This window comes from Microcoleus sp. Pol11C3 (genome assembly GCF_036701485.1).
Classification (GTDB): domain Bacteria; phylum Cyanobacteriota; class Cyanobacteriia; order Cyanobacteriales; family Microcoleaceae; genus Microcoleus.
Window position 1 is genome coordinate 28,674 of sequence record NZ_JAUBQW010000025.1, and the last position, 26,985, is coordinate 55,658.

The 26,985-nt window shown below is 46.1% G+C and carries 25 protein-coding genes; 11 read left to right on the forward strand and 14 right to left on the reverse strand.

What is annotated here, in order from left to right:
* Window positions 1-114: 114 nt before the first annotated feature.
* Entirely contained in the window at window positions 115-2,547 is a 2,433-nt protein-coding gene (locus QUA40_RS08800; protein WP_333124105.1) for a GH116 family glycosyl hydrolase, read from the reverse strand.
* A gap of 99 nt (window positions 2,548-2,646) precedes the next feature.
* Here QUA40_RS08800 and QUA40_RS08805 point away from each other — a divergent pair, with 99 nt between their 5' ends.
* Window positions 2,647-3,696: a DUF262 domain-containing protein gene (locus QUA40_RS08805; protein ID WP_333124108.1), complete on the forward strand. Its 1,050-nt coding sequence runs from the start codon at window positions 2,647-2,649 to the stop codon at window positions 3,694-3,696.
* Between the two features lie 23 nt (window positions 3,697-3,719).
* The gene (locus tag QUA40_RS08810) at window positions 3,720-4,703 is read left to right on the forward strand and encodes a hypothetical protein (protein WP_333124111.1); all 984 of its coding nucleotides are present in this window, start codon (window positions 3,720-3,722) and stop codon (window positions 4,701-4,703) included.
* Between the two features lie 28 nt (window positions 4,704-4,731).
* On the opposite strand, the gene QUA40_RS08815 is transcribed toward QUA40_RS08810, so the two are convergent.
* Complete coding sequence (locus tag QUA40_RS08815) at window positions 4,732-5,289, reverse strand: gamma carbonic anhydrase family protein (protein WP_333124114.1); 558 nt, start codon at window positions 5,287-5,289, stop codon at window positions 4,732-4,734.
* 106 nt (window positions 5,290-5,395) lie between these two features.
* Between QUA40_RS08815 and QUA40_RS08820 the strand changes: the two genes are divergently transcribed.
* The 4 genes from QUA40_RS08820 to QUA40_RS08835 all read left to right on the forward strand — a co-directional run bounded on the left by QUA40_RS08820 (window position 5,396) and on the right by QUA40_RS08835 (window position 10,335).
* Window positions 5,396-5,905, forward strand: a complete 510-nt coding sequence (locus QUA40_RS08820; protein ID WP_333124116.1) for a TIGR02652 family protein — start codon at window positions 5,396-5,398, stop codon at window positions 5,903-5,905.
* 146 nt (window positions 5,906-6,051) lie between these two features.
* On the forward strand, window positions 6,052-6,486 hold the full coding sequence (locus tag QUA40_RS08825; RefSeq protein WP_333124119.1) for a VOC family protein: 435 nt from the start codon (window positions 6,052-6,054) through the stop codon (window positions 6,484-6,486).
* A gap of 217 nt (window positions 6,487-6,703) precedes the next feature.
* On the forward strand, window positions 6,704-8,692 hold the full coding sequence (locus QUA40_RS08830) for a heavy metal translocating P-type ATPase (protein ID WP_333124121.1): 1,989 nt from the start codon (window positions 6,704-6,706) through the stop codon (window positions 8,690-8,692).
* Window positions 8,693-9,030: 338 nt separating this feature from the next.
* A complete protein-coding gene (locus tag QUA40_RS08835) occupies window positions 9,031-10,335 on the forward strand; it encodes an Nramp family divalent metal transporter (protein WP_333124123.1) in 1,305 nt (434 codons plus the stop codon).
* 88 nt (window positions 10,336-10,423) lie between these two features.
* On the opposite strand, the gene ctpB is transcribed toward QUA40_RS08835, so the two are convergent.
* On the reverse strand, window positions 10,424-11,743 hold the full coding sequence (gene ctpB / locus QUA40_RS08840; RefSeq protein WP_333124125.1) for a carboxyl-terminal processing protease CtpB: 1,320 nt from the start codon (window positions 11,741-11,743) through the stop codon (window positions 10,424-10,426).
* Window positions 11,744-11,938: 195 nt separating this feature from the next.
* Here ctpB and QUA40_RS08845 point away from each other — a divergent pair, with 195 nt between their 5' ends.
* Complete coding sequence (locus QUA40_RS08845; RefSeq protein WP_333124128.1) at window positions 11,939-12,784, forward strand: hypothetical protein; 846 nt, start codon at window positions 11,939-11,941, stop codon at window positions 12,782-12,784.
* A 62-nt stretch (window positions 12,785-12,846) separates the two neighbouring features.
* Here QUA40_RS08845 and QUA40_RS08850 read toward each other — a convergent pair whose 3' ends face one another.
* The gene (locus QUA40_RS08850) at window positions 12,847-13,422 is read right to left on the reverse strand and encodes an rRNA large subunit pseudouridine synthase E (protein ID WP_333124131.1); all 576 of its coding nucleotides are present in this window, start codon (window positions 13,420-13,422) and stop codon (window positions 12,847-12,849) included.
* 203 nt (window positions 13,423-13,625) lie between these two features.
* Between QUA40_RS08850 and wecB the strand changes: the two genes are divergently transcribed.
* The gene (gene wecB / locus QUA40_RS08855; RefSeq protein WP_333124133.1) at window positions 13,626-14,738 is read left to right on the forward strand and encodes a non-hydrolyzing UDP-N-acetylglucosamine 2-epimerase; all 1,113 of its coding nucleotides are present in this window, start codon (window positions 13,626-13,628) and stop codon (window positions 14,736-14,738) included.
* Here the strand turns inward: wecB and QUA40_RS08860 are convergent.
* The 7 genes from QUA40_RS08860 to QUA40_RS08890 form a co-directional block, all read right to left on the reverse strand.
* On the reverse strand, window positions 14,731-14,862 hold the full coding sequence (locus tag QUA40_RS08860) for a hypothetical protein (RefSeq protein WP_333124135.1): 132 nt from the start codon (window positions 14,860-14,862) through the stop codon (window positions 14,731-14,733). The two genes, wecB and QUA40_RS08860, sit on opposite strands and share 8 nt — an antisense overlap.
* Window positions 14,863-15,006: 144 nt before the next feature.
* Window positions 15,007-16,254: a TPM domain-containing protein gene (locus QUA40_RS08865; RefSeq protein ID WP_333124138.1), complete on the reverse strand. Its 1,248-nt coding sequence runs from the start codon at window positions 16,252-16,254 to the stop codon at window positions 15,007-15,009.
* A 282-nt stretch (window positions 16,255-16,536) separates the two neighbouring features.
* Complete coding sequence (locus QUA40_RS08870; RefSeq protein WP_333124140.1) at window positions 16,537-17,055, reverse strand: hypothetical protein; 519 nt, start codon at window positions 17,053-17,055, stop codon at window positions 16,537-16,539.
* A gap of 8 nt (window positions 17,056-17,063) precedes the next feature.
* Window positions 17,064-17,561 (reverse strand): TIGR00725 family protein, encoded by a 498-nt coding sequence (locus tag QUA40_RS08875; RefSeq protein WP_333124170.1) that lies wholly within the window; start codon window positions 17,559-17,561, stop codon window positions 17,064-17,066.
* 242 nt (window positions 17,562-17,803) lie between these two features.
* The gene (locus QUA40_RS08880; RefSeq protein ID WP_333124143.1) at window positions 17,804-17,935 is read right to left on the reverse strand and encodes a hypothetical protein; all 132 of its coding nucleotides are present in this window, start codon (window positions 17,933-17,935) and stop codon (window positions 17,804-17,806) included.
* An 81-nt stretch (window positions 17,936-18,016) separates the two neighbouring features.
* Window positions 18,017-18,418 (reverse strand): hypothetical protein, encoded by a 402-nt coding sequence (locus tag QUA40_RS08885; protein ID WP_333124145.1) that lies wholly within the window; start codon window positions 18,416-18,418, stop codon window positions 18,017-18,019.
* A complete protein-coding gene (locus QUA40_RS08890; RefSeq protein ID WP_333124148.1) occupies window positions 18,415-18,717 on the reverse strand; it encodes a PASTA domain-containing protein in 303 nt (100 codons plus the stop codon). The genes QUA40_RS08885 and QUA40_RS08890 overlap by 4 nt, the downstream gene beginning before the upstream one ends.
* Window positions 18,718-19,037: 320 nt before the next feature.
* Here QUA40_RS08890 and QUA40_RS08895 point away from each other — a divergent pair, with 320 nt between their 5' ends.
* Window positions 19,038-19,301: a type II toxin-antitoxin system ParD family antitoxin gene (locus QUA40_RS08895; RefSeq protein ID WP_333124151.1), complete on the forward strand. Its 264-nt coding sequence runs from the start codon at window positions 19,038-19,040 to the stop codon at window positions 19,299-19,301.
* Window positions 19,298-19,630, forward strand: a complete 333-nt coding sequence (locus QUA40_RS08900) for a type II toxin-antitoxin system RelE/ParE family toxin (RefSeq protein WP_333124154.1) — start codon at window positions 19,298-19,300, stop codon at window positions 19,628-19,630. The genes QUA40_RS08895 and QUA40_RS08900 overlap by 4 nt, the downstream gene beginning before the upstream one ends.
* 30 nt (window positions 19,631-19,660) lie before the next feature.
* Here QUA40_RS08900 and QUA40_RS08905 read toward each other — a convergent pair whose 3' ends face one another.
* Window positions 19,661-20,371: a hypothetical protein gene (locus tag QUA40_RS08905; RefSeq protein WP_333124156.1), complete on the reverse strand. Its 711-nt coding sequence runs from the start codon at window positions 20,369-20,371 to the stop codon at window positions 19,661-19,663.
* Between the two features lie 273 nt (window positions 20,372-20,644).
* The gene (locus QUA40_RS08910) at window positions 20,645-21,529 is read right to left on the reverse strand and encodes a 4-hydroxybenzoate solanesyltransferase (RefSeq protein ID WP_333124159.1); all 885 of its coding nucleotides are present in this window, start codon (window positions 21,527-21,529) and stop codon (window positions 20,645-20,647) included.
* Window positions 21,530-21,740: 211 nt separating this feature from the next.
* Here QUA40_RS08910 and QUA40_RS08915 point away from each other — a divergent pair, with 211 nt between their 5' ends.
* Window positions 21,741-23,357 (forward strand): Ppx/GppA phosphatase family protein, encoded by a 1,617-nt coding sequence (locus QUA40_RS08915; RefSeq protein WP_333124162.1) that lies wholly within the window; start codon window positions 21,741-21,743, stop codon window positions 23,355-23,357.
* Between the two features lie 313 nt (window positions 23,358-23,670).
* Here QUA40_RS08915 and QUA40_RS08920 read toward each other — a convergent pair.
* Window positions 23,671-26,985, reverse strand: a 3,315-nt coding sequence (locus QUA40_RS08920; RefSeq protein WP_333124165.1) for a tandem-95 repeat protein, incomplete at its 5' end; no start/stop codon positions are given.

Consider the following 26,985-nt stretch of genomic DNA (forward strand, 5'->3'; position numbering starts at 1 on the left):
ATTTTACGGTCAATTTTATTGATAGTTAAATTAACCGTTTTCTTTGTTAAAAATGGGGTTGAAGGCTTAAACTTTCAAATTTTAGGGGGATTCACCAGCTAATATACCAATTCCCTATTTAAAATTGGTCAACACCCCGTAAATTGCCCAAATCGCCATCGCCCGCAAATAGTGACTCGCCCGAAAAGTCCCCCCCGCCGTAATCGCTTCCGGCGTGCGAAACTGCAACCCATTTTCATAAATCTGCTTCACCACCGCATCCGTCAATTTAAACGCTTTATCCTCCATCCCCATCTGTACCAAAAAAGCCGCCAACCCAAAATTAATCCCCGTCCAAACTTCCAAAGGATGAGTCGCATTGGGATTTTCCGGCGAACCGTTCAGCATCACCCCATTCGCCGCACCGAACTCGCCCTCGTTGAACTTCAAAAAGCAAGATTCGTACACAGTCTCTAAAGCGCTGGCTGCACATTCTGGTGGCACAATATCCGGTAATCCTAACAGCTTCGCGTAAAATTGACCGCACAGTTGGTCAGCCATTACCACTTCCGAGTTACTCTCGCTATCCAAACGATAATATTGACCGTTCCACAGTTTTTCTTGATAGCTCGGTCTTGCTTGTAGCAGCCAACTGTGATATAATGCTATCTTTGCTTGAGGGTTAGGAATTATCTGCGGTGCTGCATCTTCCAAGATTTCGCCGATCGCGATCGCAGCCTCCAGCGCCGCCAACCACAAACCCCCGCAATACGCACTAATCCCCCGCATTTGCCAATCATCAAACGTCTGATCCGGTGCTCCCGAATTCTCAGGAATTCCGTCCCCATCCTCATCAAAAGTTTTCAGATAAGCCAAAGCCTCAACAATTGCGGGCCAACACTCTTGCAGAAACTCACAATCTGTGCCGCCAGTCAATAGGAAATCCCGATAAACCTGCAACACAAAATCGCAAGGCAAATCCTTCCACAAATTGCAATCTTGATAGCTAGTATAATTGGTTTTCTCCCAAGGATGTTCGTTAGGAGCACCCAAATCGTGCGGCGTCGCACCGACAGCTTTTCTAATAGCCGAAGCTTGATTCCAGCCAATAATTCTCGGCGTATCGTCTCCTGCAGAAATTGCCCTAGCGAACGCTAAAACCACCGACTTTTCCAAATCCGGCCACAGCATCAACAAAGCAAAAGAACCGTAAAGCCGCACGTCCAAACTTTCGTACCAGCGGTAATCAATGCACTCCAAAACCGCAAATTGGCCCTTGGGATCGCGTTCGTCAGCCGCACTCCAAATAGTACCGCCGTCTGTCAGGGCGTATAACTCGTTAAACAAAGCCATTTTAAAACTGTCTGACAAATCTTTCCGTTCTAAAATCGGTTTTTGCCAAGCTTCAATATTTTCGCGCCAAGTATCGGAATGCTTCATTGCAGTGCGAATAATCGGCCAAGCATTTTTGCCGTTACGGCCGAAAAAATCTGTATAGCGGCGGTAGTACCAAACTCCCGATGCAAACTCAGTAACGGGCAAATCCCAAGCTATAATAAAGGGAATTTTGCGAGTTTTTCCCGGTCGAATAGTAAAGCGAACTGCGATCGCACAAGCCAACTGTTCTCCTGCGGCTGCGGCTGTCTCGTCTTTGTCATCCAACAAGAAACCTTCAGCAGAAAAGTTGCGCCAAATATCCTCGCCATTCCCCGCCGGGTTCCAGCGAGTTTGATAGAATACTTCTACCGCCGGATTAGTAATAGTTGCGATCGCCCACTGTCCATCCCCCTCTTGCGGTTCGTCCTCAGCAGTCAACCGCGTCATCACGCAACCGATCCGGTGAAAATCTTCCACCAACAAATTCAAATTTCCCGCACTTTCTCCCCACCTGGGTTGATAGTCATAAAAGGGACTACCATCATCTCGCACCATCACTTTTGGCGACTTATTGGCATTAGTAAACCAACCGACAATATTCTCCCAACTCAGCATGATGCTGAGAGTAATCGGCGCATCTGTAGGATTGTGCGCCACCCATTCAAACATGGCAACTGGGTAACTGCTTTCCTGATAATTGTTCGGCAAAATCGGTGAAAATTGCTCGCAGCTTAATTGAGCCTCAAACACATTTTCGTAAACAAACCAACTGCGCGGATACAAAGCATGATAAGTCCCAGAATTAGACTCTTCTCTTCTTCCTGCTTCCTGCGTCCTTGTTCCTTCTTTTGTTGGATACCATTTCCAACTCGATAAACTGCCATCGGTAGGCGGTTCAGTGGACAGTGCAAAAGCTTGTTTCTTGCCTTGAGTTTCTTCAAAAACGCTGAACTGACAAGCGGGCAAACTGCGAAAAATGTGCTCGCCGCCGTCAATGTGCCAGAGGTTGAAGTCGCCGCGGGACGATCGCCCAATGCAGCCGGCACCGAACCCGCCCAAAGGCATTCCGTGCCAGGGCCCGTCGTCGAGATTGCTTGCGTAGCGGACTGTATAGGGATTCTCCCAACCGAGGCCGATGGGACGTTTCCAGGCCTGTGGGGGGATGTTTGGATTGGATGTGCGATCGTTCATGATTTATTTTTATAAGCAAAGGCGATCGGCGCAAGTGTGGCAGAGCCTTAATAGTATATAATCGAAATTAACAGTTTACCCTACTGCGGAACAAGTCAGATGAGTCGAGCCATTAATTTTCAAACTGTTTCTTGGTTTTGGGATCTCTACACAAGAAAGATCCTCGATCTTGAGCCACCTTATCAAAGACGCAGTGTTTGGAATCAAGAATATAAAGATTTTTTCATTGATACTGTACTTAATGGATATCCTGCCCCTGCTATCTTTTTGTATCAAGAAATTACCTCTGAAGGTATATCTAAGTATAGTGTTATTGACGGCAAACAAAGGTTATCCACTTTATTTGAGTTTGCTGATAATAAATTTCCTGTAAGTGAAACAGCAACTATTTCAAGACTTAGAGGTGTATTTTTCAAGGAATTAGAAATTGAAGTCAAGCAAAACTTTTGGAAATATCAGTTTGCTGTTGAATATGTCCCATCCGACGATGAAGGAATCATCAATAATATATTTAACCGCCTTAACCGTAATGTGATTAAATTAACACCTCAAGAATTGCGTCACGCAAGGTTCAATGGCGCATTTATAACTACTGTAGAAGATTTAACTGACTGGATGGCTTCAATTCTGCCACCCAATTTTCCCTCGATTCCTGCAAGAGACAGAAAACAAATGAAAGATGTAGAGTTTGTGACTCTACTTTTACTTTTTCTAGAAGAAGGAGTTAAATCATATCGTCCGCATGATTTGGATAAAGCTTTTAACGATCGAGATTTAGCTTGGGAGGAGCAAGATGAAATAGAATCTGAATTTAAACAAGTTATTCAATTAATAAAAGAGCTTTTAGATAGCTCGCCATCTCACATAAATTTATGTAAAACCCGACTTAAAAATCAAGCTGATTTTTATTCATTTTTTAGCGCAATTGCCGAACTAAATCGTGAAAACTTATTAAATATAACGGCCGATATCTGCCAGAGAATTTACGATTTTATGGAAACTGTAAAATCTCCTGAATCAGCGATAAATCATGAATCTCAAGCCTATTATGATGCCATTACAACTTCCTTGGGTTCATCAGGAATTGAAAAAACTAAAACTCGAATTAATATCTTAAAATCAGTAAGTTTAGGAAATACTAATTCGTAAGGAATCTGTAAGACATCGAATTTATGATTTATCCTTCTATTTTAGACCGTCAATATCAACAATATCTTCCCTTGGTAAATAAGGTTGCGGAGCTAGTCAGAGAAACAATGCTAAATTTTTGTGACACCAACGGATATGCCTTTACTAAGAGGATTAAAACTATTGAGTCTTTAGCCGAAAAAATTGAAACAGGTAGATTTAAAAAATGGTCTGAACTAGATGACTTATTTGGTTGTACAGTCATTATCCCAAATTTATCACAAGAACAACAGGTGATTAAATTTTGCAAAGATGCTTTTCAGGTTGTTAAAATAGTAAAAAGAGGACAGAATAAAAAATCTCCAGATACTTTTAAATTTGATTCAACTAGAATTTATGCTCGATTAAAAAGCGTAGAGGATACAAATATCGATAATTTATTAAGTATTTATACTGTAATTTTTGAAATTCAAATAAAAAGTGCTTTTGAACACGCCTGGGCAGTTTCAACGCACGATTTGGTATATAAAGGTTCGGAAATTGACTGGAAAAAACTCCGTTTAGCTGCACAAATAAAAGCGATTGTTGAACAGCTAGATACAATGATTCTGGCATTTGAACAAATATCTCCTGCTATACAAGAAAGCGACTATCCTGAAATCAAAAGAAAATGTCAAATAGCTGTTGCTACTCTAAAACTATTTGAGCGAAACAAAATTCCCGAAGAACTTAAGCCAAAAGATATGACCCGTTTTGGCGAAAATTTATATGGTATTCTTGCCAGGGGTGGGAAAGAGGACAAAGTTCAAGAAGTTATCAAATGTATTACAGAAAAAGTTAATTTAACTCCCCTCGATGAAATTCCCCGAAGTATCTCTTTATTACAGTATTTTTTGGCTATTTTAGTAGAAGCAGAAATTATTATCTTGCCTTTAGACAAGTATTCTTTTCACATAACATCAGAATTGCTTGTGCTTTATCCAATTTTTCAGGGCAGCGTGGGTTTGAGTTTTGAATACGAGCTTTAACTGTTGAATAAATCCTGCCTAAAAAACCTCATTCCTTCACCTCAGCAAATCCCAAATCAGAACCTTTCCCCGCGTGAACCAGAGCCAACTTTTCGTAACGCTTAGCGTGTTCCACCAACTCCGCAGATTCCTCCTGTGAGACATCCCGCAGGCGTTTGGCAGGCACTCCCGCAACTAGCGTGTGAGGGGGAACGTCTTTGGTGACAACAGCCCCTGCACCGACGATCGAGCCGGTTCCCACCCTCACTCCATCGAGGACGATCGCCCCAATCCCGATCAGGCAGCCCCGTTCAATGTAAGCTGAGTGAATCACGGCTCGGTGTCCGACTGTCACGAAATCTTCCAAAACAGTCGGTTTCCCGGGATCGCCGTGCAGAATTGCTCCATCTTGGATATTGGTACTTGAGCCGATCGCAATTCGCTCTATATCCGCCCGCACCACCGCCCCGTACCAGATACTAGCGCCCGCTGCCACCTCTACCCTGCCGATGACAACAGCGCCTTCAGCGACAAAAGCCGCTTGGGACAGATCTGGTCTGGGCCAAGAGGAAGGAAGTGCAGGCAGAGGTTCGTTGAGATTGCTCATTTGTTGGTCGATCGTTATACTTCTAGCAGATTAGCTGGTTCTTGATACGGGATATAATAAAAGTATTTGGCACTTTTGCAGAGAAAATATGCTGGGACGCAAATAAATGATTGAAGTTGCCTTGCAATACCCGATGTTTGGCCCGGAAATTCAGTGTCCCCACTGTCGCCAAACAATTCCGGCTTTAACGCTCACGGATACCTATTTGTGTCCGCGTCACGGGGCATTTGAGGCAGATCCAAAAACGGGGGAACTGGTTCACCTTCAGTCTGGGCGGCACTGGCGCCGCTGGGAGAATGAATGGTATCGCCAACACACGCACCCCGACGGGATTCGGTTTGAAATTCACGAAGCGCTCGATCGACTCTATACTCAAGGCTACCGAGCAACTCGCGTGATCGTTGCTCAACGCTATCGCGACTTAATCAGCGGTTATTTGGAACGCAGCACGCCTTGGCGCGGCCAGTCGGAATCGCCGCGGCCGAGGCTGTACGGTTTACCTGTGGATTTTAGCCCCGATCCTCAAGAGGACCCTTGCTGGGAAGTGATTAATTTTGATTTGGAAAAAGAGCCGGGAGTTCCGATTAGATATCCCTATTTTCGATTGTTTGAATAGTCATTAGTCAGTAGTCATTAGTCATTAGTCATTAGTTGATTAGTGGTAGCTAAGAACTGCCAACAGTCAACAGTCAACAGCCAACAGTCAACAGTCAACAGTCAACAGTCAACAGTCAACAGTCAACAGTCAACTGACAAAATCGAATGCACCACGCCTCGATTCGCACTGCTAACATTCACCGCGCGATCGCCTTTTATGAACAGTTGGGATTTACTGTGAGCGATCGCTTTACCACAGGTTACACCCTAGCCTGTTGGATGGAAGGTCTCAACGGACGCATCGAACTAATTCAAATCCCGGAACCAAAACCCGCACCGGATGCTTTCGGAGACGAGCATTATGTTGGATATTATCATTTATCTTTCGATTTAACTGAGGCGACAACTGACTTACCTAGCTGGTTGCAGTCTCTGAAAGAGCGGTTTGAGGAAGCTGCTAAAGACCAACCAAACCAGTTCCAAGCTTTGAAAGTTTTATTAGAACCGACTCAACAGGCGATCGGGCAAAATGTTTACGAAGTAGCTTTTATTGCCGATACTGATGGTTTGCCCTTAGAGTTTATCCGGCGGATTAATTAGTTAATCACTAACGACTATGGATAATCATTCTCTCTCTCCATCGGAAACTGAGAATAGTTATTACTCTTAATCCCTCGTAACGTTCCCTACCAACTTAACAATATTTTTATAAAATATAGTAGATTTTGAGTTAGAAATCTACTATATTTTATTTTTGCCTATACAATATGAATACCTGTTCATACAATCAAGTATAGGAATAAACCCAGGAAAAACTATGCAAAAAGCCAAATCGAGCGATTCCGGTTGCTGTAGTCACGACGCACACCACGAACACAGCCATGAGAATCATAACCATGACCACGGCCACGACCACGACCACGGCCACGACCACGGAGATTTTAACCTGAATCAAGAATTGGTTCCTGTTATAGCTGTTGTTGTACTGTTTATCGGCGGTTTAATTTTTGAAGAAAAGTTGCACAACACGCCCTATTCTATAGGTGAATATCTGGTTTTCATCCCAGCCTATCTTTTGAGTGGATGGAATGTTTTAACCAGTGCCGGTCGCAATATTCTGCGAGGTCGATTTTTTGATGAAAATTTCTTAATGAGTATAGCAACACTCGGCGCTGTAGCTATTCACAAACTCCCTGAAGCAGTCGGGGTGATGTTGTTTTTCAAAATCGGAGAACTTTTTCAAGAATTTGCCGTTGGGCGATCGCGTCAATCGATCCGATCGCTTTTAGAAATTCGCCCAGATAGCGCCAACCTCAAAGCAAATGGCGACATCAAAAAAGTTTCGCCAGAAACCGTAGCTGTCGGCGATATCATCCTTGTCAAACCAGGAGAAAAAATTCCCTTAGACGGTGAAATTATCGACGGCAATTCTCAGATTGACACGTCTGCACTAACTGGAGAATCAGTACCTCGAACAGTGAAAGCTGGAGAAACTGTTTTAGCAGGAACAATTAACCAGACAGGAGTTCTCACCGTCAAAGTTACCAAACTCTTCGGTGAATCTTCAATATCCCGAATTCTGGAATTAGTAGAAAATGCCAGAAGCAAAAAAGCTGAAACTGAGAAATTTATCACCAAATTTGCCAGTTACTACACGCCCTTTGTAGTATTTGCATCGCTGGCAGTGGCTCTAATTCCCCCTTTGTTTATTTCAGAAGCAACTAATGCAGATAGATTTTTATGGGTTTACCGCGCCCTAGTCTTGTTAGTTATTTCCTGCCCTTGCGGATTGGTGATTAGCATTCCTCTCGGATACTTTGGGGGAATTGGCGGTGCAGCCAAGCGCGGTATTTTGGTTAAAGGCTCGACTTTTTTAGATACCCTGACAGCAGTCAAGACAGTTGTTTTGGACAAAACAGGAACTTTGACAAAGGGAGTTTTTAAAGTAGCACAAATTGTGCCTCATAATGGTTTTTCCCAAACAAATTTAATGGCAATAGCGGCTAAAGTTGAATCTCAATCTAATCACCCAGTCGCGAAATCTATTCTGGAAGCTTACGGCGGAAAAATAGATTCATCGGATGTGGAAGATTATAAAGAAATAGCGGGACACGGTATTCGAGCAAAAGTAAATAATCAAATTGTGCTGGCTGGAAATGACCGTTTGCTGCACCGAGACAATATTGCTCACGATGTCTGCAATGCTGAAGGTACGATCGTGCATTTAGCGGTAGACAACCGCTACGCTGGGTATATTTTGATTGCTGACGAGCTTAAGGAAGACGCAGTACAGGCTATCCGCGACCTCAAGAAACTGGGTGTTGAGCGAATCGTGATGCTCACAGGAGATAATCAAGCTGTAGCTGATAGTGTTGCGAAAAAGCTCGGTTTAGATTCCTACTTAGCCGAGTTATTACCCGAAGGAAAAGTCGAGGCGATCGAAAAACTGATCGGCGAATCTAGAAAAGGCGATAAAATTGTTTTTGTCGGGGATGGAATTAATGATGCACCAGTGCTTGCTAGAGCTGATGTTGGCATAGCGATGGGGGGTTTGGGCTCCGATGCGGCGATCGAAACTGCTGATGTTGTGATTATGGCCGATGCACCGTCAAAGGTGGCTGAAGCCATCAAAATTGCCCGCAAAACTCACAATATTGTCTGGCAAAATATCATTTTTGCCCTGTCAGTCAAAGCGATATTTATTGGTTTGGGTACTTTTGGTTTAGCGACAATGTGGGAAGCAGTTTTTGCCGATGTTGGGGTGGCTTTAGCAGCTATTTTCAATGCGACTAGAGTTTTGAAATAGAGTATTCGCACATAAGAGTGCTTTTTGTCGATCGACCTCATCATAGTCGATCGCGCGCACCTCGGTTCAACCTCAAAAATATACACACATTAAAATATACGGTGACAAGCGAATTTCAAAGGTGGTACCCGCCACGTGATTTATCCGTGGAATCAATCCCAAATCGAAAATCGAAAATCCTCAAGCCCCCGCATTTATCCGTGGGGTCAATCTCAAATCTCAAATCTCAAATCTAAAATCGATTGACTCCGCCGGATTTTGATCCATACGAATGATGAAATTCCGCTAAACTTGTCATATTATGAAAAGAATATGAAAAGTGTTGAACGGTAAAACCAATGACTGACTCGGAAAATAGGCCCAGCTTGCCGGAAGTCCACCGCAGCATCCCCGTTCCCAACAGCAAAGGTTTCTGGCGTAAAATGCTGGCCTACGCAGGGCCTGGATATTTGGTTTCAGTGGGTTACATGGACCCCGGAAACTGGGCGACTGACTTAGCGGGGGGAGCAAAGTTTGGCTATGCGCTATTAAGTGTGATTTTGCTATCTAATTTGATGGCAATTTTGCTGCAATCACTCTGCGTGCGTTTAGGAGTAGCAACGGGACGAGATTTGGCACAAGCTTGTCGAGATTATTTCAGTCCGCGAGTCAGTTTTTTGCTGTGGATACTTTGTGAAATTGCTATTTCTGCTTGCGATTTAGCGGAACTTGTTGGTAGTGCGATCGGACTGCAATTGCTATTTGGCATTCCCTTAGTTTGGGGAGTGTGCATCACTGCGCTAGATGTGATAATGGTGTTATTTTTACAAGGTAAAGGCTTTCGTTATATAGAAGCTTTGGTGATTACGATTATTGCAATTATTGGCGGTTGCTTTATCGCAGAAATAATTTTTGCCAAACCAGATGCCGGAGGACTTTTACTCGGTTATGTTCCGAAGCTAGAGATTTTGCAAAATCAGGCAATGCTTTATATTGCGGTTGGTATTTTGGGGGCAACTGTGATGCCGCACAATCTCTACTTGCATTCATCGATCGTGCAAACTCGCGCTTGGGAAGAAGCTTCTGAGAAAAAATGGGAAGCAATTAAATTTAGCACAATTGATTCTACCGTAGCGCTGTCAATCGCTTTGTTTATTAATTCAGCAATTCTGATATTGTCTGCTGCAACCTTTCACTTTTCCGGCTATCAAGAAGTAGCAGAAATTCAAGATGCTTACAAACTGCTTTCTCCGGTGCTGGGCGTGGGTTCTGCTAGTGCAATTTTTGCCTTTGCTTTATTGGCTTCGGGGCAGAACTCAACCTTGACTGCAACTCTAGCAGGACAGATTGTGATGGAAGGGTTTTTGAATTTTAGGCTGCAGCCTTGGCTGCGGCGCTTGCTGACTCGACTGGTGGCCATTGTGCCAGCTTTAATTTCAATTATCCTGTTCGGTGAAGGCAGTACAACTAATTTGCTGGTTTTCAGTCAAGTGATTCTCAGTTTGCAATTACCTTTTGCAGTAATTCCTTTGGTAATGTTTACCTCAAACCGCGGCTTGATGGGAGAGTTTGTCAATCCATTTTGGCTGAAAGCGGTAGCTTGGTTAGTGGCTAGTATTATAGTCGGATTAAATAGTTGGCTGTTATTACAAACCATTTTCTAGCAATCTGAAGCTAAATAAAACTACAAAAACAAAACCCGCCGGCGCGGGTTTTATCTTAAAGCTAATGGTTAAGGACTGACGGTTTCAACTACTTCTGAGGAACAATAACCTCATTAGCGACCACGGGACGGGCCGAGGAAGCGGTAGTTTTCAAAAGTGCGATCGCCTGCGCGTAAACAGGATCGTCTTTAGTAGCAACCAACTTCGGTTTGTTGGCTAATTTCAGCTTTTGTTCGTCCGTTACTACGACTTTGACATCGGGAGTAACCCCCTTGTGGCTGATATCCGTACCGTTGGGAGTATAGTAGTGAGCGATCGTCACCGCCAATCCCGAACCGTCAGCCAAAGAATGCACCGACTGCACCAAAGCTTTGCCAAAAGTTTGGCCGCCCATCACAGTTGCGCGCTTGTTATCCTTCAGAGCACCGGCCAAAATCTCGCTGGCACTGGCTGAGTTGTCGTCCACCAGCACCACCAAAGGCTTGTTAGTGATTGCAGTGCGGTTGGCGCGCATTTCCTGAGAATCGCCCGCGCGATCGACTGTGCGGACGATCGCCCCTGTATCCATCCACATCCGAGCGATATCAATGCTCACTCGCAGCAACCCGCCGGGATTGCCCCGCAAATCCAACACAAAAGCGTCAGCTTTCTGATCCGAGAGCTTTTTAATCGCTGCCTGCATTTGTTCGGCCGCGTGGGAGCTAAACTCTTGCAAACGGATGTAACCGACATTCTGACCGCCTTCTTTCTTCAGGCTGTAGCGAACCGCTGCTACCTCAATTCTCGCCCTAGTCAGAGTGATATCAAACTCGCTTTTGCCCTCGCGAGCAATCCGCAGCGTGACTTTAGTGCCTTCAGCACCCCGAATTACCTGAGCAGCATCCGAGACAGTCATGCCTTTGGTAGCTTTGCCGTCAATCACCAAAATCGTATCACCCGCTTGAATCCCTGCCTTCAGGGCCGGGGAATTTTCCATCGGCTCGACTACGGTAATCGCTTTCGTTTTCTCGTCTTCTTCCAGTCTCATCCCCACCCCTGTCAGTTCCCCAGAGGTTTGATTCGTCAGCGCTTCGTACTGCTTCGGGTCCATGAAGCGCGTGTAGGGGTCGTTTAATTTCTCTAGGGCTTTGCGGAGGGCGGTGTAGGCAGCTTCGCGAGAGGTATAATTTTTGCTCAGCAGTTCTTGACGGGTCACTTGCCAGTCAGTCTTGTTAAAGCTGCCATCAACATAGTCTCGGTTGACAATTTGCCAAGCTTCGTCTAAGACAGCTTTGGGGCTATCTTGAAGCTCAGCGCGGACTGATTGGCTCAGGCCGGGAACGAGTAAAGATATCGAAGCGGTTGTTGCCATCGCCCCACTGAACAGGGCTGCCTGTAATTTAGAAAAGCGTTTGCGGGCTTGATTCATTGAATTTGGCTCAATTCGATTTTAGATTTTTGATTTGAGATTTTATATTGCTAAAAAATCTCACACTACTACTTAAACTATTGTGTGGAGGCTCCACCATCCCTTTGGACAGTTTAACGAGATTCATAGTCGATCGCCAACCAATTATTACTCTCTTTCAATAAACTTAATTTAAAACTTGGATTTGAAAGTGCCGTGGAAGCTAAAATCGAACAATTTTCGCGTAAGTGGTTGAGCCTGCTCGTTAATGGAGCGATCGGTCTAGCAGCGCTGGCGGGGGTCGTCGCCATGCAGTCTAGCGGGCAGTTGGGCGGAATGTCCCCAGTTCGTGTTCAGGGGCAAAAGCCAATCTCTGCCATGTCTGCTGCCAGTTTCAAGCAAGCCGCACAGCAAGAAGCGCAGCAAGAAGCCCTGCGGCTGAAAATGCTCAAAACTATCCCTAGTTTTGGATTTGACAATTTAATTGCAGATTGGACATTTCTCAAATTTTTGCAGTATTTTGGCGACGACGAAGCGCGAGAGGTGACGGGCTACAATCTGAGCCAAGATTATTTTGACATAGTTACGCAGCGCGACCCGCGATGGGCTGACATCTACCTGTTTCTTTCCACAGCTATTTCTTTTTATCAAGGAAAGCCTGAAACTGCTGTTAATTTGATAGAGCGGGGTACTAGCGCCCTTTCCCTTTCGCCGCAAATTCATCCCCAATCGTGGATAGTGTGGCGAACTAAAGGTCTTGATGAGTTGCTGCTGTTGGGGGATATTCCCGAGTCAATTCGCTCTCACGAAATGGCCGCTGATTGGGTGCAAGGAAGCCCGGAAGGGCCCAAATTGGCACCGCTGTTTCGAGCAACTGCTGAGTATTTGCGCCGAGATCCCGATAGTGTGCCGGTGCGATTTACTGCTTGGAGCACGGTTTATGCTCAAACAACTGATAAGTTGGTGCGTCAAAGGGCAAAACAAGCTCTTGTCAAGTTGGGAGCTCAGGTGCAAAAAGATAAGGATGGAAAGGAGAGTTTTATTTTGCCGCCTCGAAAGTAGTTGATTATTAATTGTTGACTGTTGACGGTTGACTGTTGACTGTTATTCTCCAATCCAAAATCTCAAATCTCAAATCTCAAATCGGCTTGAGTTAGTTCGCGCCATTCACCCGGCTTGAGACCTTCGAGACGCAAATGCCCGATCGCACATCTGACTAGCCGCAGCGTCGGAAACCCTACTGCTGCGGTCATCCGGCGCACTTGGCGGTTCCGGCCTTCTGTGAGAGTGATTTCCAGCCATGCTGTCGGAATGTTTTTGCGAAATCGAATCGGGGGTTCGCGGGGCGGCAAAGTTGGTTCTTCTAACAATAATTGCACTTTTGCCGATCGAGTCCGATAATCTTGAATTGTGACACCTGTCTGCAAAGCGGAGATCGCACTTGCATCGGGAATCCGTTCAACTTGCACCCAGTAAGTGCGGGGATGAGCAAAGGTCGGGTCACTGAGGCGGTGCTGAAGCGGCCCATCGTCAGTTAGCAGCAACAAACCTTCACTATCGCGATCGAGCCTTCCTACCGCATAAACATCAGGAATCGGAATATAGTCTTTGAGAGTGCTGCGTTTAGTTTCGCTGGAATTGTCAGTGAATTGAGTTAAAACGTCGTAGGGTTTGTAAAATAGAATGTAACGATAGGGCATGAGCAATTAATAATTAAAAATGTACCAACAGTGCGATCTAAAACGATATAACTCAAAAAAAAACACCTTCTATCTCTCTTCTCTCCCTCCTCTGCGCCCTCTGCGGTTCATAAAAAAATAAATCTTGTTAACCAACGATTCAAACCTGCTATAAAATCTTCAGCCTTTAAGACCGTCGCAAATCTCAACTACCCAATTTTACCATGCCCGAAGCTACACACCGCGTTTGCATCGTCTTAGGAACACGCCCAGAAGCGATTAAACTAGCCCCCGTAATTCAACTGTTCAAAAGTTCTTCAACCTTTGACACCCAAGTAATTTTAACCGGTCAGCACCGAGAAATGGTCGAACAAGTAATGCGAATGTTCGATCTAAAAGCCGATCGGGATTTAGCAATTATGCAGCACCAGCAAACCTTGACGGATATTACATCCCGGAGTTTGCAGGGTTTGGAAGCATTGTTTAAAGAATTGCAGCCCCAAATCGTGTTAGTTCAGGGCGATACAACGACAGCGTTTGCCGCTACGTTGGCTGCATTTTACCAGAAAATACCCGTAGGTCACGTAGAAGCCGGATTGCGGACAGACGACGTGTTCAATCCTTACCCCGAAGAGGCTAACCGACGGTTGATATCTCAGCTCACACGGCTGCATTTTGCCCCGACAGAGCTGGCTGCGGAGAATTTAGGGCGATCGGGCGTTTTGGGAGAAATTCACCGTACAGGCAACACAGTAATCGATGCTTTGCTTTCTGTCGCCAAACGCGAACCAGAATGCAACGTTCCTAACTTAGATTGGAGCAAATATCGCACAATCTTAGCAACAGTTCACCGTCGGGAAAATTGGGGCGAACCCTTACAAGGAATTGCTCAGGCATTTATCCAAATCTTAGATAAATTTCCCGATACAGCCTTGCTCTTACCTCTACATCGAAATCCCACAGTCAGAGAACCTTTGCAAGCTCTTTTGGGCGACCATCCGAGAGTCTTTTTAACAGAACCATTGGATTACGCAGAATTAGTAGGAGCGATTCAGAGATGTCATTTAATCCTCACAGATTCCGGCGGCTTGCAAGAGGAAGCACCTAGTTTGGGCAAGCCAGTTTTAGTATTACGAGACACCACAGAAAGACCAGAAGCAATTTCCGCAGGAACCGCTAAACTTGTAGGTACGAATTCTGATACAATTTTCACCGCAGCGGCAGAATTGCTCAGCAATTCCGAAGCTTACAACGCAATGGCAATGGCAATTAATCCCTTTGGGGACGGTTTAGCCGCCTCGCGGATTTTGAAAATTGTTGAAGACTATTTTAGTTAGCTACCCCGTCGCGACTCAGGGCGGTTTCCTTTTCTTGTAGGGGCAAACCCCCCGTGGTTGCCCCGATGCCTGAAATGCCCATAAAATCGTCTGTGGTTGGGGGCGGGCATTCTTGGCACCACAAGAGTCAAAATCGCGGTTTTCCTGAGAATGAAACAGCCCTGCCTCGCGAGTGGGGCGGTGGAAACCGTAACTACACAAACGAAGTCCCCGCAGAGGGGGACTAATTCCTGTTAAAAAAAACTCGGTTTATGCCTCCATTCTCAAATTACCAATCCCCACCGCCACCCCCACTACTAGAGTCGCTGCTGCTGTAGTCGCTGCTACTGCTGCTGCTGTAATCGCTGCTACTGCTGCTGCTGCTGTAGTCGCTGCTACTGCTGCTGTAATCGCTGCTACTGCTGCTGTAATCGCTGCTGCTACTGCCACCGCTGGAGTTGTCACCGCCAAAGCTACCCCCGCAGTCGCTGTTGCTAATACTGTAGTCGCCACCCGCACCGCCACCACTGGAGTCGCCACCGCCAAAGCTACCCCCGCAGTCGCTGTTGCTAATACTGTAGTCGCTGCTATTAGTGCTGTAGTAGCCACCGCAATCATCGCTGCTACTGTTAATGCTGTAGTCGCTACTGGTACTGTAATCGATGCTGTAAATGCTGTAGTCGTCAGCCCCATCGCAATAGTTGTGGCTGTTACTGCTGTAATTGCGATTGTTACTGCTGTAATTGCGCGGATAACGACGGTGGGAAGGGGAAGCATATCTCCGAGAAAATAAGCGGCGAAATATCCTGAAAATAATGAAGCAAGGTATAAATGCTATGAATGCTATGAATAACAACCCAAGTAAGCCATAGATTAAATCCGATGAATCTTCACCTGTGGACTTACTATTGCTAATAACTGGCGATTGACTAGGTATTGGTGACTGTTTTACCCCTTGAGATGGTACGATGGGAGCCAAAGGCAGCGGGGTTTGAGATTGAGCATTTACCGTCGGAGTTTGTAAAACATTTACTAACGCCTTTGTCCCGGCTAATGTACCCCCGTTAAAGTCCTGCTGTTTAAATCGGGGCGTAATTTCGGTTTTAATAATTCCTACTACCTGTGCATCGGGTAAAATGCTTTGAATGCCAGAACCTGTTTCAATTTGAACGCGGCGTTCACCAGACGAAATCAACAATAAAACTCCGTTATTTTTACCTTTTTTGCCAATCCCCCAAAAGTTAAATAATTCTGTAGCAAACGCTTTGGGTGTCGCCGATGGCTTAGTATCGGGCACTGTCACAACAGCGATTTCTGAGCCGTTTTTCGCCTCTAAATCCGAAATCATTTGATTTAGCTGAGTTTCAGTGCTGTCGCTGAGAATGTTTGCCTTGTCCGTTACCCAAGTTTTATTTACTTGGCGGGGATTCGGTACTTCTTGTACTGTTATAGCTTGGCTCGTTACGGGAAATGCAATTGCCGAAAAGCACAGCAAACTCGTCCAGATTATTTGTTTGTTGCTAAATTGTAACTGCATCGCTTCAGTCTCCTGAATAACTGCTAATCTGAAATTGACATATATCTGTCCGCCTAATTACGATTAAATAACTAGGTCACTCTCATGTCAATTCATATTCTTCAGAAGTTGCATTCATAAAAATCATAATTTTAGGTGCGCCGCTAGCACCCTACATTTATACTCATGGACGCACGGGTGGCGAGAAACCGGGTTTTTAACCAAAATAATTGCTGGAAACAGTCAATCTAGGTTCAAAAACCCGGTTTCTTAGTGGGCGAGTGCGAACTAATTGAGATATTTCTAAGGAGAGGGAAGTTGTGTCCCAAAATTGCTGCTTCCTTTATAACCGGATAAAATAGCAAGTTTTTCCAAAGATTGCCTACCCGTGTAATATTTACCCCGAATTTCCCAAGTGGGATAAGCTTGAATCTTGGCAGCTTTGCACAAATCTGGTTGAGCATCTTTGCCTCTGGGATCGCACTCAATGTAAGTAATGGCGGTAAATGCTTCTTTGCCGAAAAGTTCTTGTTGGGTGTGACAGTGAGGACACCAGTAAGCACCGTACATTCTAGCTTTGATGGTCTGCAAATGGGTTGCTAAAGCTATTTGATCCGGCACGGATTCGCTAAGAATCGGGGGCGCTTCTGGTTCGGTAACAGGCTGTGTGGCAGGAGGTGGAGGGAGAGTTTGTGCTAAAGTTTGAGTGGATTGGTTGCTGAAACTTAACCGTGCAATTCCTCCGTCTGCTTTGGTACTGCCGAAAATGCCCAAAGTTAGGAAAATTGCGATCGCACAAAAGTTGAATTTGCTTAGTTTCATCTTGGATTTCATCTTGAATTTACTAGGATTTCGCGAACTTGATTCATAGCCTCAACAGCATTGTTTACCACAAAGATGTTAAATTGTGCTAAATCTTTAAAAAAAAGTTGGCTTTCGGCGCTGTGATTTAACAATATAACTTGTTTGTTAGCTTTGAGGGCGAGGGCAATTTCCGAAGCAGTGCCCGTGCCCATACCGCAGGCAATTATGACATCTGAAGAAAGAATGTTAATGTTATTTCTGGCGTTTCCCATAGCGGTGACAATGGCAATATCTACAGATTCAGAAATGCCGCGAGTGTCATTTCCCGGAAGGATGCCGACTGTTAAACCGTTAGCTGATTTGGCTCCTTTGTTGGCAGCATCCATTACGCCGACATTTCTGCCACCAGTTAGCAATATCCATCCTGCTTCGGCGATGAGTTGTCCGAGTAGATAGGCGTTTTCTAAGTCGGTTGATGTGGCACTTTCGCCGGGGCCCATGATGCCAATGATGATTTTTTTCATAGTTTGGGGTAATATGGTGTTATTGATATAGGGATCTCGCTCTTTTTTAACCGCAGATGAACGCAGATTAACGCGGATGCAAGAAGGGATCTCGCTCTTTTGATTGTAAAACTGGCGATCGCACCCTATTTTTTTTTGGGGAAATTCTACCCGTTCAGATTCTTTAAGACGTTGCGATAATAGGCAATCTTCAAAGCTGAAAGCTTCTGAGTCTAGAAAACTAGCGATCGCCATTTCGATCGCTAGTTTTCTAGAGAGCATTCTAGCTGCGTAGCTTTTTCCATCAGAGCCACTTTCACATAGTCAGGCAAATGGGTCATCAGTGAATGAATAGCTTCTGGTGGCAAGTGTTGGATGTTGAGGGTATGATTCATTGTTCTCTGGGATAGTTGAATCTGAATCTGGGAGAGAAAAGGCTCTCGCTCTTTTGATTCAGAAATGTTAAAAAACAGGAATTAATTTTTCACTTCCTGAAATATCTTATAATATTCGCAAATTATTTCAATAAAAATATCCCCTTCTAACCTAAAATGACTCAAAGAAGCCAAATCTAAATTAGGAGGAAAATTGAAGGGATATGACAAAGAAGACAAGAAAGTTTCAGCATTTTCTTCAAGCTTTCTGAGTTCGACTTCTCCTACCCAAAAACAGTAATTTTCATCATCCGAATTGATGGGGCGAGAAATCACTAGGTGAAGAATGCGATCGAACTCGATCGCCACATCTCCCATTTCTGGGCCAAAGGTGAAGTCTAAACGCAAGCCCAGATTTTGAGGGCGGAGTGAAACCCCTACTAAATCGGCACTTTTTAAGTCTTCTAAAAAGGTTTTGAGGTTGAGTGCGATCGCGGTTGTCATAGAATCACTTTTTCTCCGGTACTATGTGTGTTAGCCCCTGGTTCAAATTTTATTTGATTTCCGTCTAGATTGTATCTGCGACGGTAAGTTTTGCCATCCGTCCCGCGTATCTTTGGCCCTGTACGGACTATTTCACCATTTGGTCTAATATGAATGATGCTGCCATCTGGATCTTCAAAGGTTTGATAGCCACCTTTTGTGCTGGTTTGAAATTGGAAGCCGTAACTCTCCAGTATGGCGATCGCTTCTGATAAGATTTGCCCTGTTAAATCGGGAAGTTGTTGTGCGGCTGGATTCATTGGTTGTGAATGGGAAAGACTTTGAGCGATCGCCATGATTGAGCATAAAACCGGCGATCGCCCTTCTGAATCTAGCTGATTAAGGGCGATCGCTCTTTTTTTACCGCAGATGGACGCTGATTAACGCGGATGCAAGAAGGGCGATCGCCATGATTGATGAATTATGGGCGAGATCGTTTCTGAGTCTGGGTAAAAAAGGGATCTCGCTCTTCCCAATTTCTTATTAAAAAATTACTGGTTGTGAGACTTGACAAAAGATGGCAAAATCTGCCATATTAAAAATAACGAGTTAAATGAGGTAAGTAATACCCGTGACAAGCATGAATATTTCTCTACCTGACTCAATGCGAACTTATATAGAAGCACAGGTAGCTCAAGGTGGTTACAGTACAGCTAGCGAGTATTTTCGTGAGTTAATTCGCCAAGACCAAAAACGTAAAGCTTCAGAACGTTTGGAAGCGAGGTTATTAGAGGGTTTGGAATTTGGAAATCCTACAGCGATGACTGAGGAAAATTGGATGGAGATTCGTCAAGCTGTGCGCTCGCGAATTTCCCAGAATCAGGGGTTGCAGGGAGAAAAATGACCTCGCTCCAAAAACGTCCGCAAGTTATCCGTGATTGGATTGAATTAGCAACTTACATTGCGGAAGATAATATGGATGCTTCCGAGCGCTTTCTTGTCGCGGCGGAAGAAACCTTTAAACAATTAGCCCAAACGCCAAAAATGGGAAAACTCTGTCAATTTTCTCATACTAATTTAATCGATGTACGACAACAAGCTATTAAAGGTTTTAAAGGTGTCAAACTCGCTGAACTTCCGCCGCTACTTATCTATCTGGAGTGCGTCGGAGTTTTTATGCGAAATTTCTGTTTTTGTAATATAACTTTACATAGAAGGTGCGATCGTCCGTAGTCGATCGCACTGTTAGACATCAGACTTACCCTAGACAACCGGCTGCTGATTTTTTGCATCCCAGTAGAACAAAAACAAAACTATGACGGGCAATGCAGAAAGAATACTCGCAATACACTGGTAGATTAATTCGATTCCAAAGTTATCTTTTTGTCCTATTAATGATAGCGGTAGATACAAAATAAAAGACACAATCATCGAAGCAATAAACAATCCAAGATAGGTCAGAATCATCGTCCCCAATATCTTCCATCTTTTCCCTTGAGTCAAATTCGCACTAACTTTTTGAGCCTTCGATCCTTCTACACCTTCCAAGATCACAGCGGCATCAATTAGTGCATAGCGCAATGCAAAAATGACACCTGGAACGATGAAAAGAATTAAACCACCTATCACAATAAATCCAGTTACAAAACGAGTTCCGAACAGCTTAAAACATTTTCGTCCTGCGTAGGTCATGGACTCACGATAAGTTGGATGAAGTCCCCGCTTCAACTGAGCAAGTGCATGAAGTAATGCACCCACGTAGATCGTACCAAACGAACCTTCAATGAATTGCGACACTCGCAATTCTTGCATGGTCATACGCAACTCGTCTCCACCAGTCATCCCTGGAAAAACGTACAGGCGCAAATATATCAACAGAATTGATCCCGGCAACCATACTGTTAGCACTATCAAACTAAACAGCATAAAGTTTGAGGCAAACAATCCAATAGCTTCACGGATTTTTTGAATCATAAAGTATAGGCTCTACATTGTGAATAAATTGTTATATTACTATTTAAATGTAGAGGTTGTTTCATACTAGCTTGCAAGTGTTATTTTGTCAATTAAATAAACTAAATTGGTGGCGGTCGTGGCTCGCTTTAATCTTCACTGCTACTCTTTCTTTGCTTTCACTTGAGTATTTCTGGAGCAAGCTTTTTATTTCTCGGCTTCACGATTCAGATCAAGTGTAAGTTTTGTTTCGCGAGCGTTAAACCTAACCTACACTTGATATTGGCGAACCGATCACAAAATATCCCCAACAATCATCCCCGCCAATATGACAAACCCCACCCAAACATTTTGGCGAAATATTTGACCGTAAACAAGCTTAGGAATATCCGCCTTCCGCAGTTGACTATATTGCAAATACCACAAAATCGCCGCCGCACTAATTGCCATCCAAAAACCAATGTGCAAGTGCAGATTAATACCCATTGCTGCTAACAAACCGACAGTACCAACAAAGAACAAACCCACAGCATTAGCTGCATTATTCCCGAAAAATATCGCGCTGGAATTCACCCCCAAACGCAAATCGTCTTCCCGATCACTCATCGCATAAACTGTATCAAATCCCATCGTCCAAAACACCACTGCACCCCACAGCAGCCAAGTCGCTACTTCTAATTCGTCAACGGCGGCGCTCCAACTAATTAAAACTGCAAAACCCCAGGCAATTGATAGCACTAATTGCGGCACTGGAAAGAATCGTTTTGCTAGCGGATAGCAGATAATTACTGGTACGGCGGCGACACACAGCCAGAAGCTTAAAGGATTGAGATAAAAAGCGAGAATCGCCGCGCAAGCAAAGGAAATTAAGGCAACTCCTATTCCAGTTTGCACGGTGAGGGCGCGGGATGCTAGGGGGCGCGATCGCGTTCTTTCTACTTCGGGATCGATATCGCGATCCCACAAGTCGTTGATGACGCATCCAGCCGCACTCGTGGCTAAGGTACCCAACACAATCACACCCACCAATGCTGCGGGCGGCCTCCCGTCTGCTGCTAAAAAGACGGCCCATAGGGCTGGAATCATTAAAATTAGCCGCCCTGCTGGTTTGTCCCACCTCAAAAGCTTTACGATGGTTAGTAATGTGGATTCGGTTGGGCGATCGGGCTCTGTAAGCATTTGATTGTAGATTGGAGATTTTTAACTCTAAATCTTATCAAATTTTAGGCACAATCACTTACTATCTCTGCTGGCGATCGCACTTATGCCGAAATTTAAAACAGGTGAAAGTCTTGGCCAGTAAGCAGTTCTAGATTTTTGCTGATTTAATAGAATGCCTCACTGAATTCGTGAAATAATCATAAATATCTGTCAACCCCGATACACTCCAATGGTTAATTCACTTGCTTCTGCGGAGTCAAATCGCATTATTGCTGCTATTGATATGGGTACTAACTCGTTTCACATGGTGGTGGCGCGGATCGATCCGAAATTGCCCGCGTTTACGATTATTGCTAGAGAAAAAGATACGGTTCGGTTGGGCGATTGTGAGGTTAAGACGGGGTGCTTGAAGTCCGAGGTTATGGAAAGGGCGATCGCCACTCTGCGCCGCTTTCAAGATATTGCTAAAACTTTCAATGCTGAACAAATTATCGCTGTGGCTACGAGTGCAGTTCGGGAAGCCCCTAACGGGCGAGAGTTTCTAAAACAAGTTGCTGACGAATTAGACCTGAATGTTAGTTTAATCTCTGGTCAGGAAGAAGCGCGGAGGATTTATCTCGGCGTTCTTTCAGGTATGGAGTTTAACAATGAGTCACAGGTGATTATTGATATTGGAGGCGGTTCTACTGAGTTGATTTTAGGAGACAGTTCTGAACCTCGATGCCTTACCAGTACAAAAATTGGCGCTGTTCGCTTAACAGGACAATTTGTCAAAACTGACCCGATTAGCAAGGAGGAGTTTGCTTATTTGCAAGCTTATATTCGGATTTCGCTGGAAAGACCGATCGACGAATTGCGATCCCAATTCCAGGCTGGCAAACCTCTGCGCTTGATCGGCACTGCTGGAACGATCGAAACTCTGGCTGCAATTAACGCTCGCGAAAAGTTGGGAACAGTTCCGAGTCCCCTAGCCGGATATCAGTTAAGTTTAAAAGATTTGCGCGATTTAGTCAATCGCTTTCGCAAACTTTCTTACTCGGAAAGGCTGGCGATTCCGGGAATGTCGGACAAGCGGGCGGAAATTATTCTGGTCGGCGCTTTGATTTTGCAGGAAGCAATGACACTATTAGGAATTGAATCGCTGACTGTGTGCGATCGCTCTCTGAGAGAAGGCGTAATTGTTGACTGGATGCTGGCGCACGGTTTAATTGAAAACCGCTTGCGCTATCAAGGTTCAATCCGCCAGCGCAGCACTCTGCACATGGCTAATAAATATCAAGTCGATTTAGAACACAGCGAAAGAATCGCAGCATTTGCGCTAAATTTGTTCAACAAAACTCAAGGAATCCTGCACAATTGGGGAACCGAAGAACGGGATTTGCTGTGGGCTGCAGCGATTCTGCACAACTGCGGTTTGTACGTCAGTCATTCGGCGCACCACAAGCATTCTTACTATTTAATTCGCAATGGTGATTTATTGGGATACACTGAAACAGAGATTGAAGTAATTGCCAATTTGGCTCGCTATCACCGAAAAAATCCTCCTAAAAAAAAGCACGAAAATTTTGCAATTCTCCCGAAAAAATACCGGGAAGTCGTCAGTAAATTGCATCCTTTTCTGCGGTTGGCTGTGGCTTTGGACAGGCGGCAGATTGGCGCAATTTCTGATTTTAAGTGCGAACACCGCCCGGAAGTTCGAGAGTTTCACTTGCGGCTGCAACCGCTCAATCCCGAAGACGATTGCGCTCTGGAACTCTGGAGTTTGGATTATAAAAAGCCGTCTTTTGAAGATGAGTACAGTCTCAAATTAGTGGCAACTTTGGAACCGACTTTGGTTCCAGTTTAAATAGGACGCAGAGCCTGGAAACGAGAAACTTTAGGGTGCGTAGTACCAGAGAGAGTCAAGGGGGTGAAGAATACCCTCAAACGTTTTAAATCTCGAAGGCTGCGATGCTTAAATCTTTTTCTTTTAACAGGCGATCGGCAGTAAACTAGGTTTATTGCCGATCGCCAGCCGGTAGGAGCAGGTAAAGTCGATTGATCGCACCAATACGCTGCTTGAGGGCAGGGCACACCTACAAACTAAAAGATTGCAAGCGTTTGATCTACTTCTATACCAGGCTCGGCATTCACGCCAGACAGGGCTAATGATGTAATGCTTACCCGAAGATCGTAAAATCATTCAGATTGATCGCACTAGCTTGCACTCCGTTCAAAGCAGCCAACAGTTGACCGTTCTGACCAATCCTGATGAAAGCTGCATTAGCGTTTTGGGTAATACTAAGTTGAGCAAAAGTTAGACCGCCTGCTAACACCAGCAAATCTTCACCTTTGGTGAAATCAGTAATTACATCGCTGCCTTCACCTGCTGTTAAAACAAAGCGATCGCGCCCCATGCCGCCGCTGAGAATATCATTACCCAAACCCCCAATCAGACAATCGTCGCCTTTCCCCCCGTAGAGAGTATCGTTGCCCTCCTCGCCGCATAGCTTGTCACTACCGCCGTTGCCAAACATCAAATCATTGCCAGCACCACCGCACAGGGAATCTGGATTGCCGTTAAAGTCGATCGCACTGTCTCCTAAAATAGTATCGTCCCCATCGCCGCCACAAATGCTATCACTGCCGCGATCGCCCAACAGTAAATCGTTGCCAGTACCCCCCACCACAACGTCATTGCCCTTGCCGCCGTAAAACGTATCATTGCCCTCGCCGCCGCTTAGAGTATCTGCGGCATCTCCCCCGTTCAAGAAGTCGTTGCCAGCCCCGCCAAACAGCAAATCGCGTCCATTCGAGTCAGGGCTAGAGGGGTCAAAACTGCCTCCAAACAAGCAGTCGTTACCCTCAGCCCCTACCAGAGTATCGTTGCCTTTGTCGCCCCAAATCAAGTCATCGTCTTTGCCGCCGATCGCCACATCATTGCCTTTACCCCCGAAAATGCGATCGTCGCCGGCGTCGCCGTTGAGGTAATCATTGCCACCGCCACCAAACAGCAAGTCTCTGTCTGCATTCGGGCCAAGGGGGATATTGCTGGGCCGTCCTCCGTAAATATTGTCGTTGCCTTGTTCGCCCAGCAGAATGTCGTCGCCGTTGAAACCGCTGATAACGTCGTTGAGATTGCTGCCGATGAGGAAATCGCTGCCGTCAGTGCCGTTGAAAGTGCGATCAACTAAATTCGGGCCGGGAATCGAACTGATCGCGGGTAGGGTAATCTGTTCGCAAATGCAATCGGCATTGCCGCCACCAACGCTGTCAGAGTCAACAGGAGTGGGAGTCGGTGTCGGAGTTCCCGTGGGAGTCGGAGTCGGATTTCCCGTGGGAGTCGGAGTATCCGTGGGAGTCGGAGTCGGAGTATCAGTGGGAGTCGGAGTTCCCGTCGGAGTAGGAGTCGGAGTTCCCGTGGGAGTCGGAGTATCCGTGGGAGTATCCGTGGGAGTCGGAGTCGGAGTCGGAGTCCGAGTCGGAGTATCCGTGGGAGTAGGAGTCGGAGTTCCCGTGGGAATCGGAGTTCCCGTGGGAGTCGGAGTATCCGTGGGAGTCGGAGTCGGAGTTCCCGTGGGAGTCGGAGTTCCCGTGGGAATCGGAGTTCCCGTGGGAGTAGGAGTTCCCGTGGGAGTAGGAGTCGGGGTTCCCGTGGGAGTAGGAGTCGGAGTTCCCGTGGGAGTCGGCGTCGGAGTATCCGTGGGAGTAGGAGTCGGGGTTCCCGTGGGAGTAGGAGTCGGGGTTCCCGTGGGAGTAGGAGTCGGAGTATCCGTCGGCGTCGGAGTCGGAGTATCCGTGGAAGTAGGAGTCGGAGTCGGAGTTCCCGTCGGAGTCGGAGTTCCCGTCGGAGTCGGAGTTCCCGTGGGAGTCGGCGTCGGAGTATCCGTCGGCGTCGGAGTATCCGTGGGAGTCGGAGTATCCGTGGGAGTCGGAGTTCCCGTCGGAGTCGGAGTCAGAGTTCCCGTGGGAGTCGGAGTCGGAGTTCCCGTCGGAGTCGGAGTTCCCGTCGGAGTCGGAGTTCCCGTCGGAGTCGGAGTTCCCGTCGGAGTCGGAGTTCCCATCGGAGTCGGAGTATCCGTGGGAGTCGGAGTATCCGTGGGAGTGGGCGTCGGAGTTCCCGTCGGCGTCGGAGTTCCCGTCGGCGTCGGAGTTCCTGTCGGCGTCGGAGTCGGAGTATCCGTCGGCGTCGGAGTCGGAGTATCCGTCGGAGTTGGAGTCGGAGTATCCGTGGGAGTCGGAGTCGGAGTCGGAGTATCCGTCGGCGTCGGAGTCGGAGTATCCGTCGGAGTTGGAGTCGGAGTCGGAGTATCCGTCGGCGTCGGAGTCGGAGTTGGAGTCGGAGTCGGAGTCGGAGTCGGAGTTGGAGTCGGAGTCGGAGTTGGAGTCGGAGTCGGAGTCGGAGGGTTATTGACAACAATGCTTGCCGTGACGATCGCAGAATCAGCTTTCCCGTCATTAGCTTTGTAGGTAAAAGAGTCGATCCCTGCAAAACCAGCATTCGGAGTGTAACTGAAGGAACCGTCTTGGTTAAGGGCGATCGACCCTGTAGCCGGATTTGTCACCAGAATCGCCGTCAGCGGGTCGTTTTCCGGGTCTGTATCGTTGATTAAGACTCCCAAACCAGTCACGTTGAGGGGAGTATCAAAAGCCGTAGTATAGCTGTCCGAATTCGCTAGAGGCGGGTTATTTTTGACGTTTACAGTCACGGTAGCCGGTTCAGAGCTAACTATCCCGTCGCTGACTGTGTAGGTAAATGTGTCTGTTCCAGAAAAGCCAGGGTTAGGAAAATAAGTGAAAGAACCGTCTTTGTTGAGGGCGATCGACCCTTTCGTCGGATTTGCGGCGACCGCAGCAGTCAGCGTGTCTAAATCTGCATCGGTGTCGTTGATTAAAACTCCCGGCGCTGTTAAGCTGAGGACTTTTCCGGCACTGATGCTGTAGGTGTCGGGTTGTGCCTTGGGCGGATTGTTGGTAACGCCGATATTCACCGTACCGGGGACAGTCGCAGCGCCGTCGCTCACGCTATAGGTGAAGGTATCTAGACCTGCAAAGCCTGCTTTGGGAGTATAAACGAAGTCGCCGAAGGGATTGAAGGAGATCGTACCGTTGAGCGGGCCTGTAACTAAAGTTGCACTCAGTGTGTCTAAGTCCGCGTCGGTGGCCTTGCTTAAAACTCCTGGAAATCCGCTGAGCACTTTGTCGTGCAGGACACTGTAGTTGTCGGGATTTGGTAGAGGCAAATTGTTAGTAACGTTAATATTCACCGTAGCCGGGAGAGTCGCAGCGCCGTCGCTAACGTTGTAGGTGAAAGTATCTAGACCTACAAAACCAGCTTTCGGGGTATAAACGAAGTCGCCGAGGGGATTGAAGAAGATCGTACCGTTGCTCGGGCCTGTAACTAAGGTGGCACTCAGCGTGTCTAAGTCCGCGTCGGTGGCCTTGCTTAAAACTCCTGGAAATCCGCTGAGCACTTTGTCGTGCAGGACACTGTA

Coding starts and splice junctions, on each gene's coding strand:
- QUA40_RS08800 (WP_333124105.1), bottom strand. CDS start 2,547: ATGAACGATCGCACATCCAATCCAAACATCCCCCCACAGGCCTGGAAA.
- QUA40_RS08805 (WP_333124108.1), top strand. CDS start 2,647: ATGAGTCGAGCCATTAATTTTCAAACTGTTTCTTGGTTTTGGGATCTC.
- QUA40_RS08810 (WP_333124111.1), top strand. CDS start 3,720: ATGATTTATCCTTCTATTTTAGACCGTCAATATCAACAATATCTTCCC.
- QUA40_RS08815 (WP_333124114.1), bottom strand. CDS start 5,289: ATGAGCAATCTCAACGAACCTCTGCCTGCACTTCCTTCCTCTTGGCCC.
- QUA40_RS08820 (WP_333124116.1), top strand. CDS start 5,396: ATGATTGAAGTTGCCTTGCAATACCCGATGTTTGGCCCGGAAATTCAG.
- QUA40_RS08825 (WP_333124119.1), top strand. CDS start 6,052: ATGCACCACGCCTCGATTCGCACTGCTAACATTCACCGCGCGATCGCC.
- QUA40_RS08830 (WP_333124121.1), top strand. CDS start 6,704: ATGCAAAAAGCCAAATCGAGCGATTCCGGTTGCTGTAGTCACGACGCA.
- QUA40_RS08835 (WP_333124123.1), top strand. CDS start 9,031: ATGACTGACTCGGAAAATAGGCCCAGCTTGCCGGAAGTCCACCGCAGC.
- ctpB (WP_333124125.1), bottom strand. CDS start 11,743: ATGAATCAAGCCCGCAAACGCTTTTCTAAATTACAGGCAGCCCTGTTC.
- QUA40_RS08850 (WP_333124131.1), bottom strand. CDS start 13,422: ATGCCCTATCGTTACATTCTATTTTACAAACCCTACGACGTTTTAACT.
- wecB (WP_333124133.1), top strand. CDS start 13,626: ATGCCCGAAGCTACACACCGCGTTTGCATCGTCTTAGGAACACGCCCA.
- QUA40_RS08865 (WP_333124138.1), bottom strand. CDS start 16,254: ATGCAGTTACAATTTAGCAACAAACAAATAATCTGGACGAGTTTGCTG.
- QUA40_RS08870 (WP_333124140.1), bottom strand. CDS start 17,055: ATGAAACTAAGCAAATTCAACTTTTGTGCGATCGCAATTTTCCTAACT.
- QUA40_RS08875 (WP_333124170.1), bottom strand. CDS start 17,561: ATGAAAAAAATCATCATTGGCATCATGGGCCCCGGCGAAAGTGCCACA.
- QUA40_RS08880 (WP_333124143.1), bottom strand. CDS start 17,935: ATGAATCATACCCTCAACATCCAACACTTGCCACCAGAAGCTATTCAT.
- QUA40_RS08885 (WP_333124145.1), bottom strand. CDS start 18,418: ATGACAACCGCGATCGCACTCAACCTCAAAACCTTTTTAGAAGACTTA.
- QUA40_RS08890 (WP_333124148.1), bottom strand. CDS start 18,717: ATGAATCCAGCCGCACAACAACTTCCCGATTTAACAGGGCAAATCTTA.
- QUA40_RS08895 (WP_333124151.1), top strand. CDS start 19,038: ATGAATATTTCTCTACCTGACTCAATGCGAACTTATATAGAAGCACAG.
- QUA40_RS08900 (WP_333124154.1), top strand. CDS start 19,298: ATGACCTCGCTCCAAAAACGTCCGCAAGTTATCCGTGATTGGATTGAA.
- QUA40_RS08905 (WP_333124156.1), bottom strand. CDS start 20,371: ATGATTCAAAAAATCCGTGAAGCTATTGGATTGTTTGCCTCAAACTTT.
- QUA40_RS08910 (WP_333124159.1), bottom strand. CDS start 21,529: ATGCTTACAGAGCCCGATCGCCCAACCGAATCCACATTACTAACCATC.
- QUA40_RS08915 (WP_333124162.1), top strand. CDS start 21,741: ATGGTTAATTCACTTGCTTCTGCGGAGTCAAATCGCATTATTGCTGCT.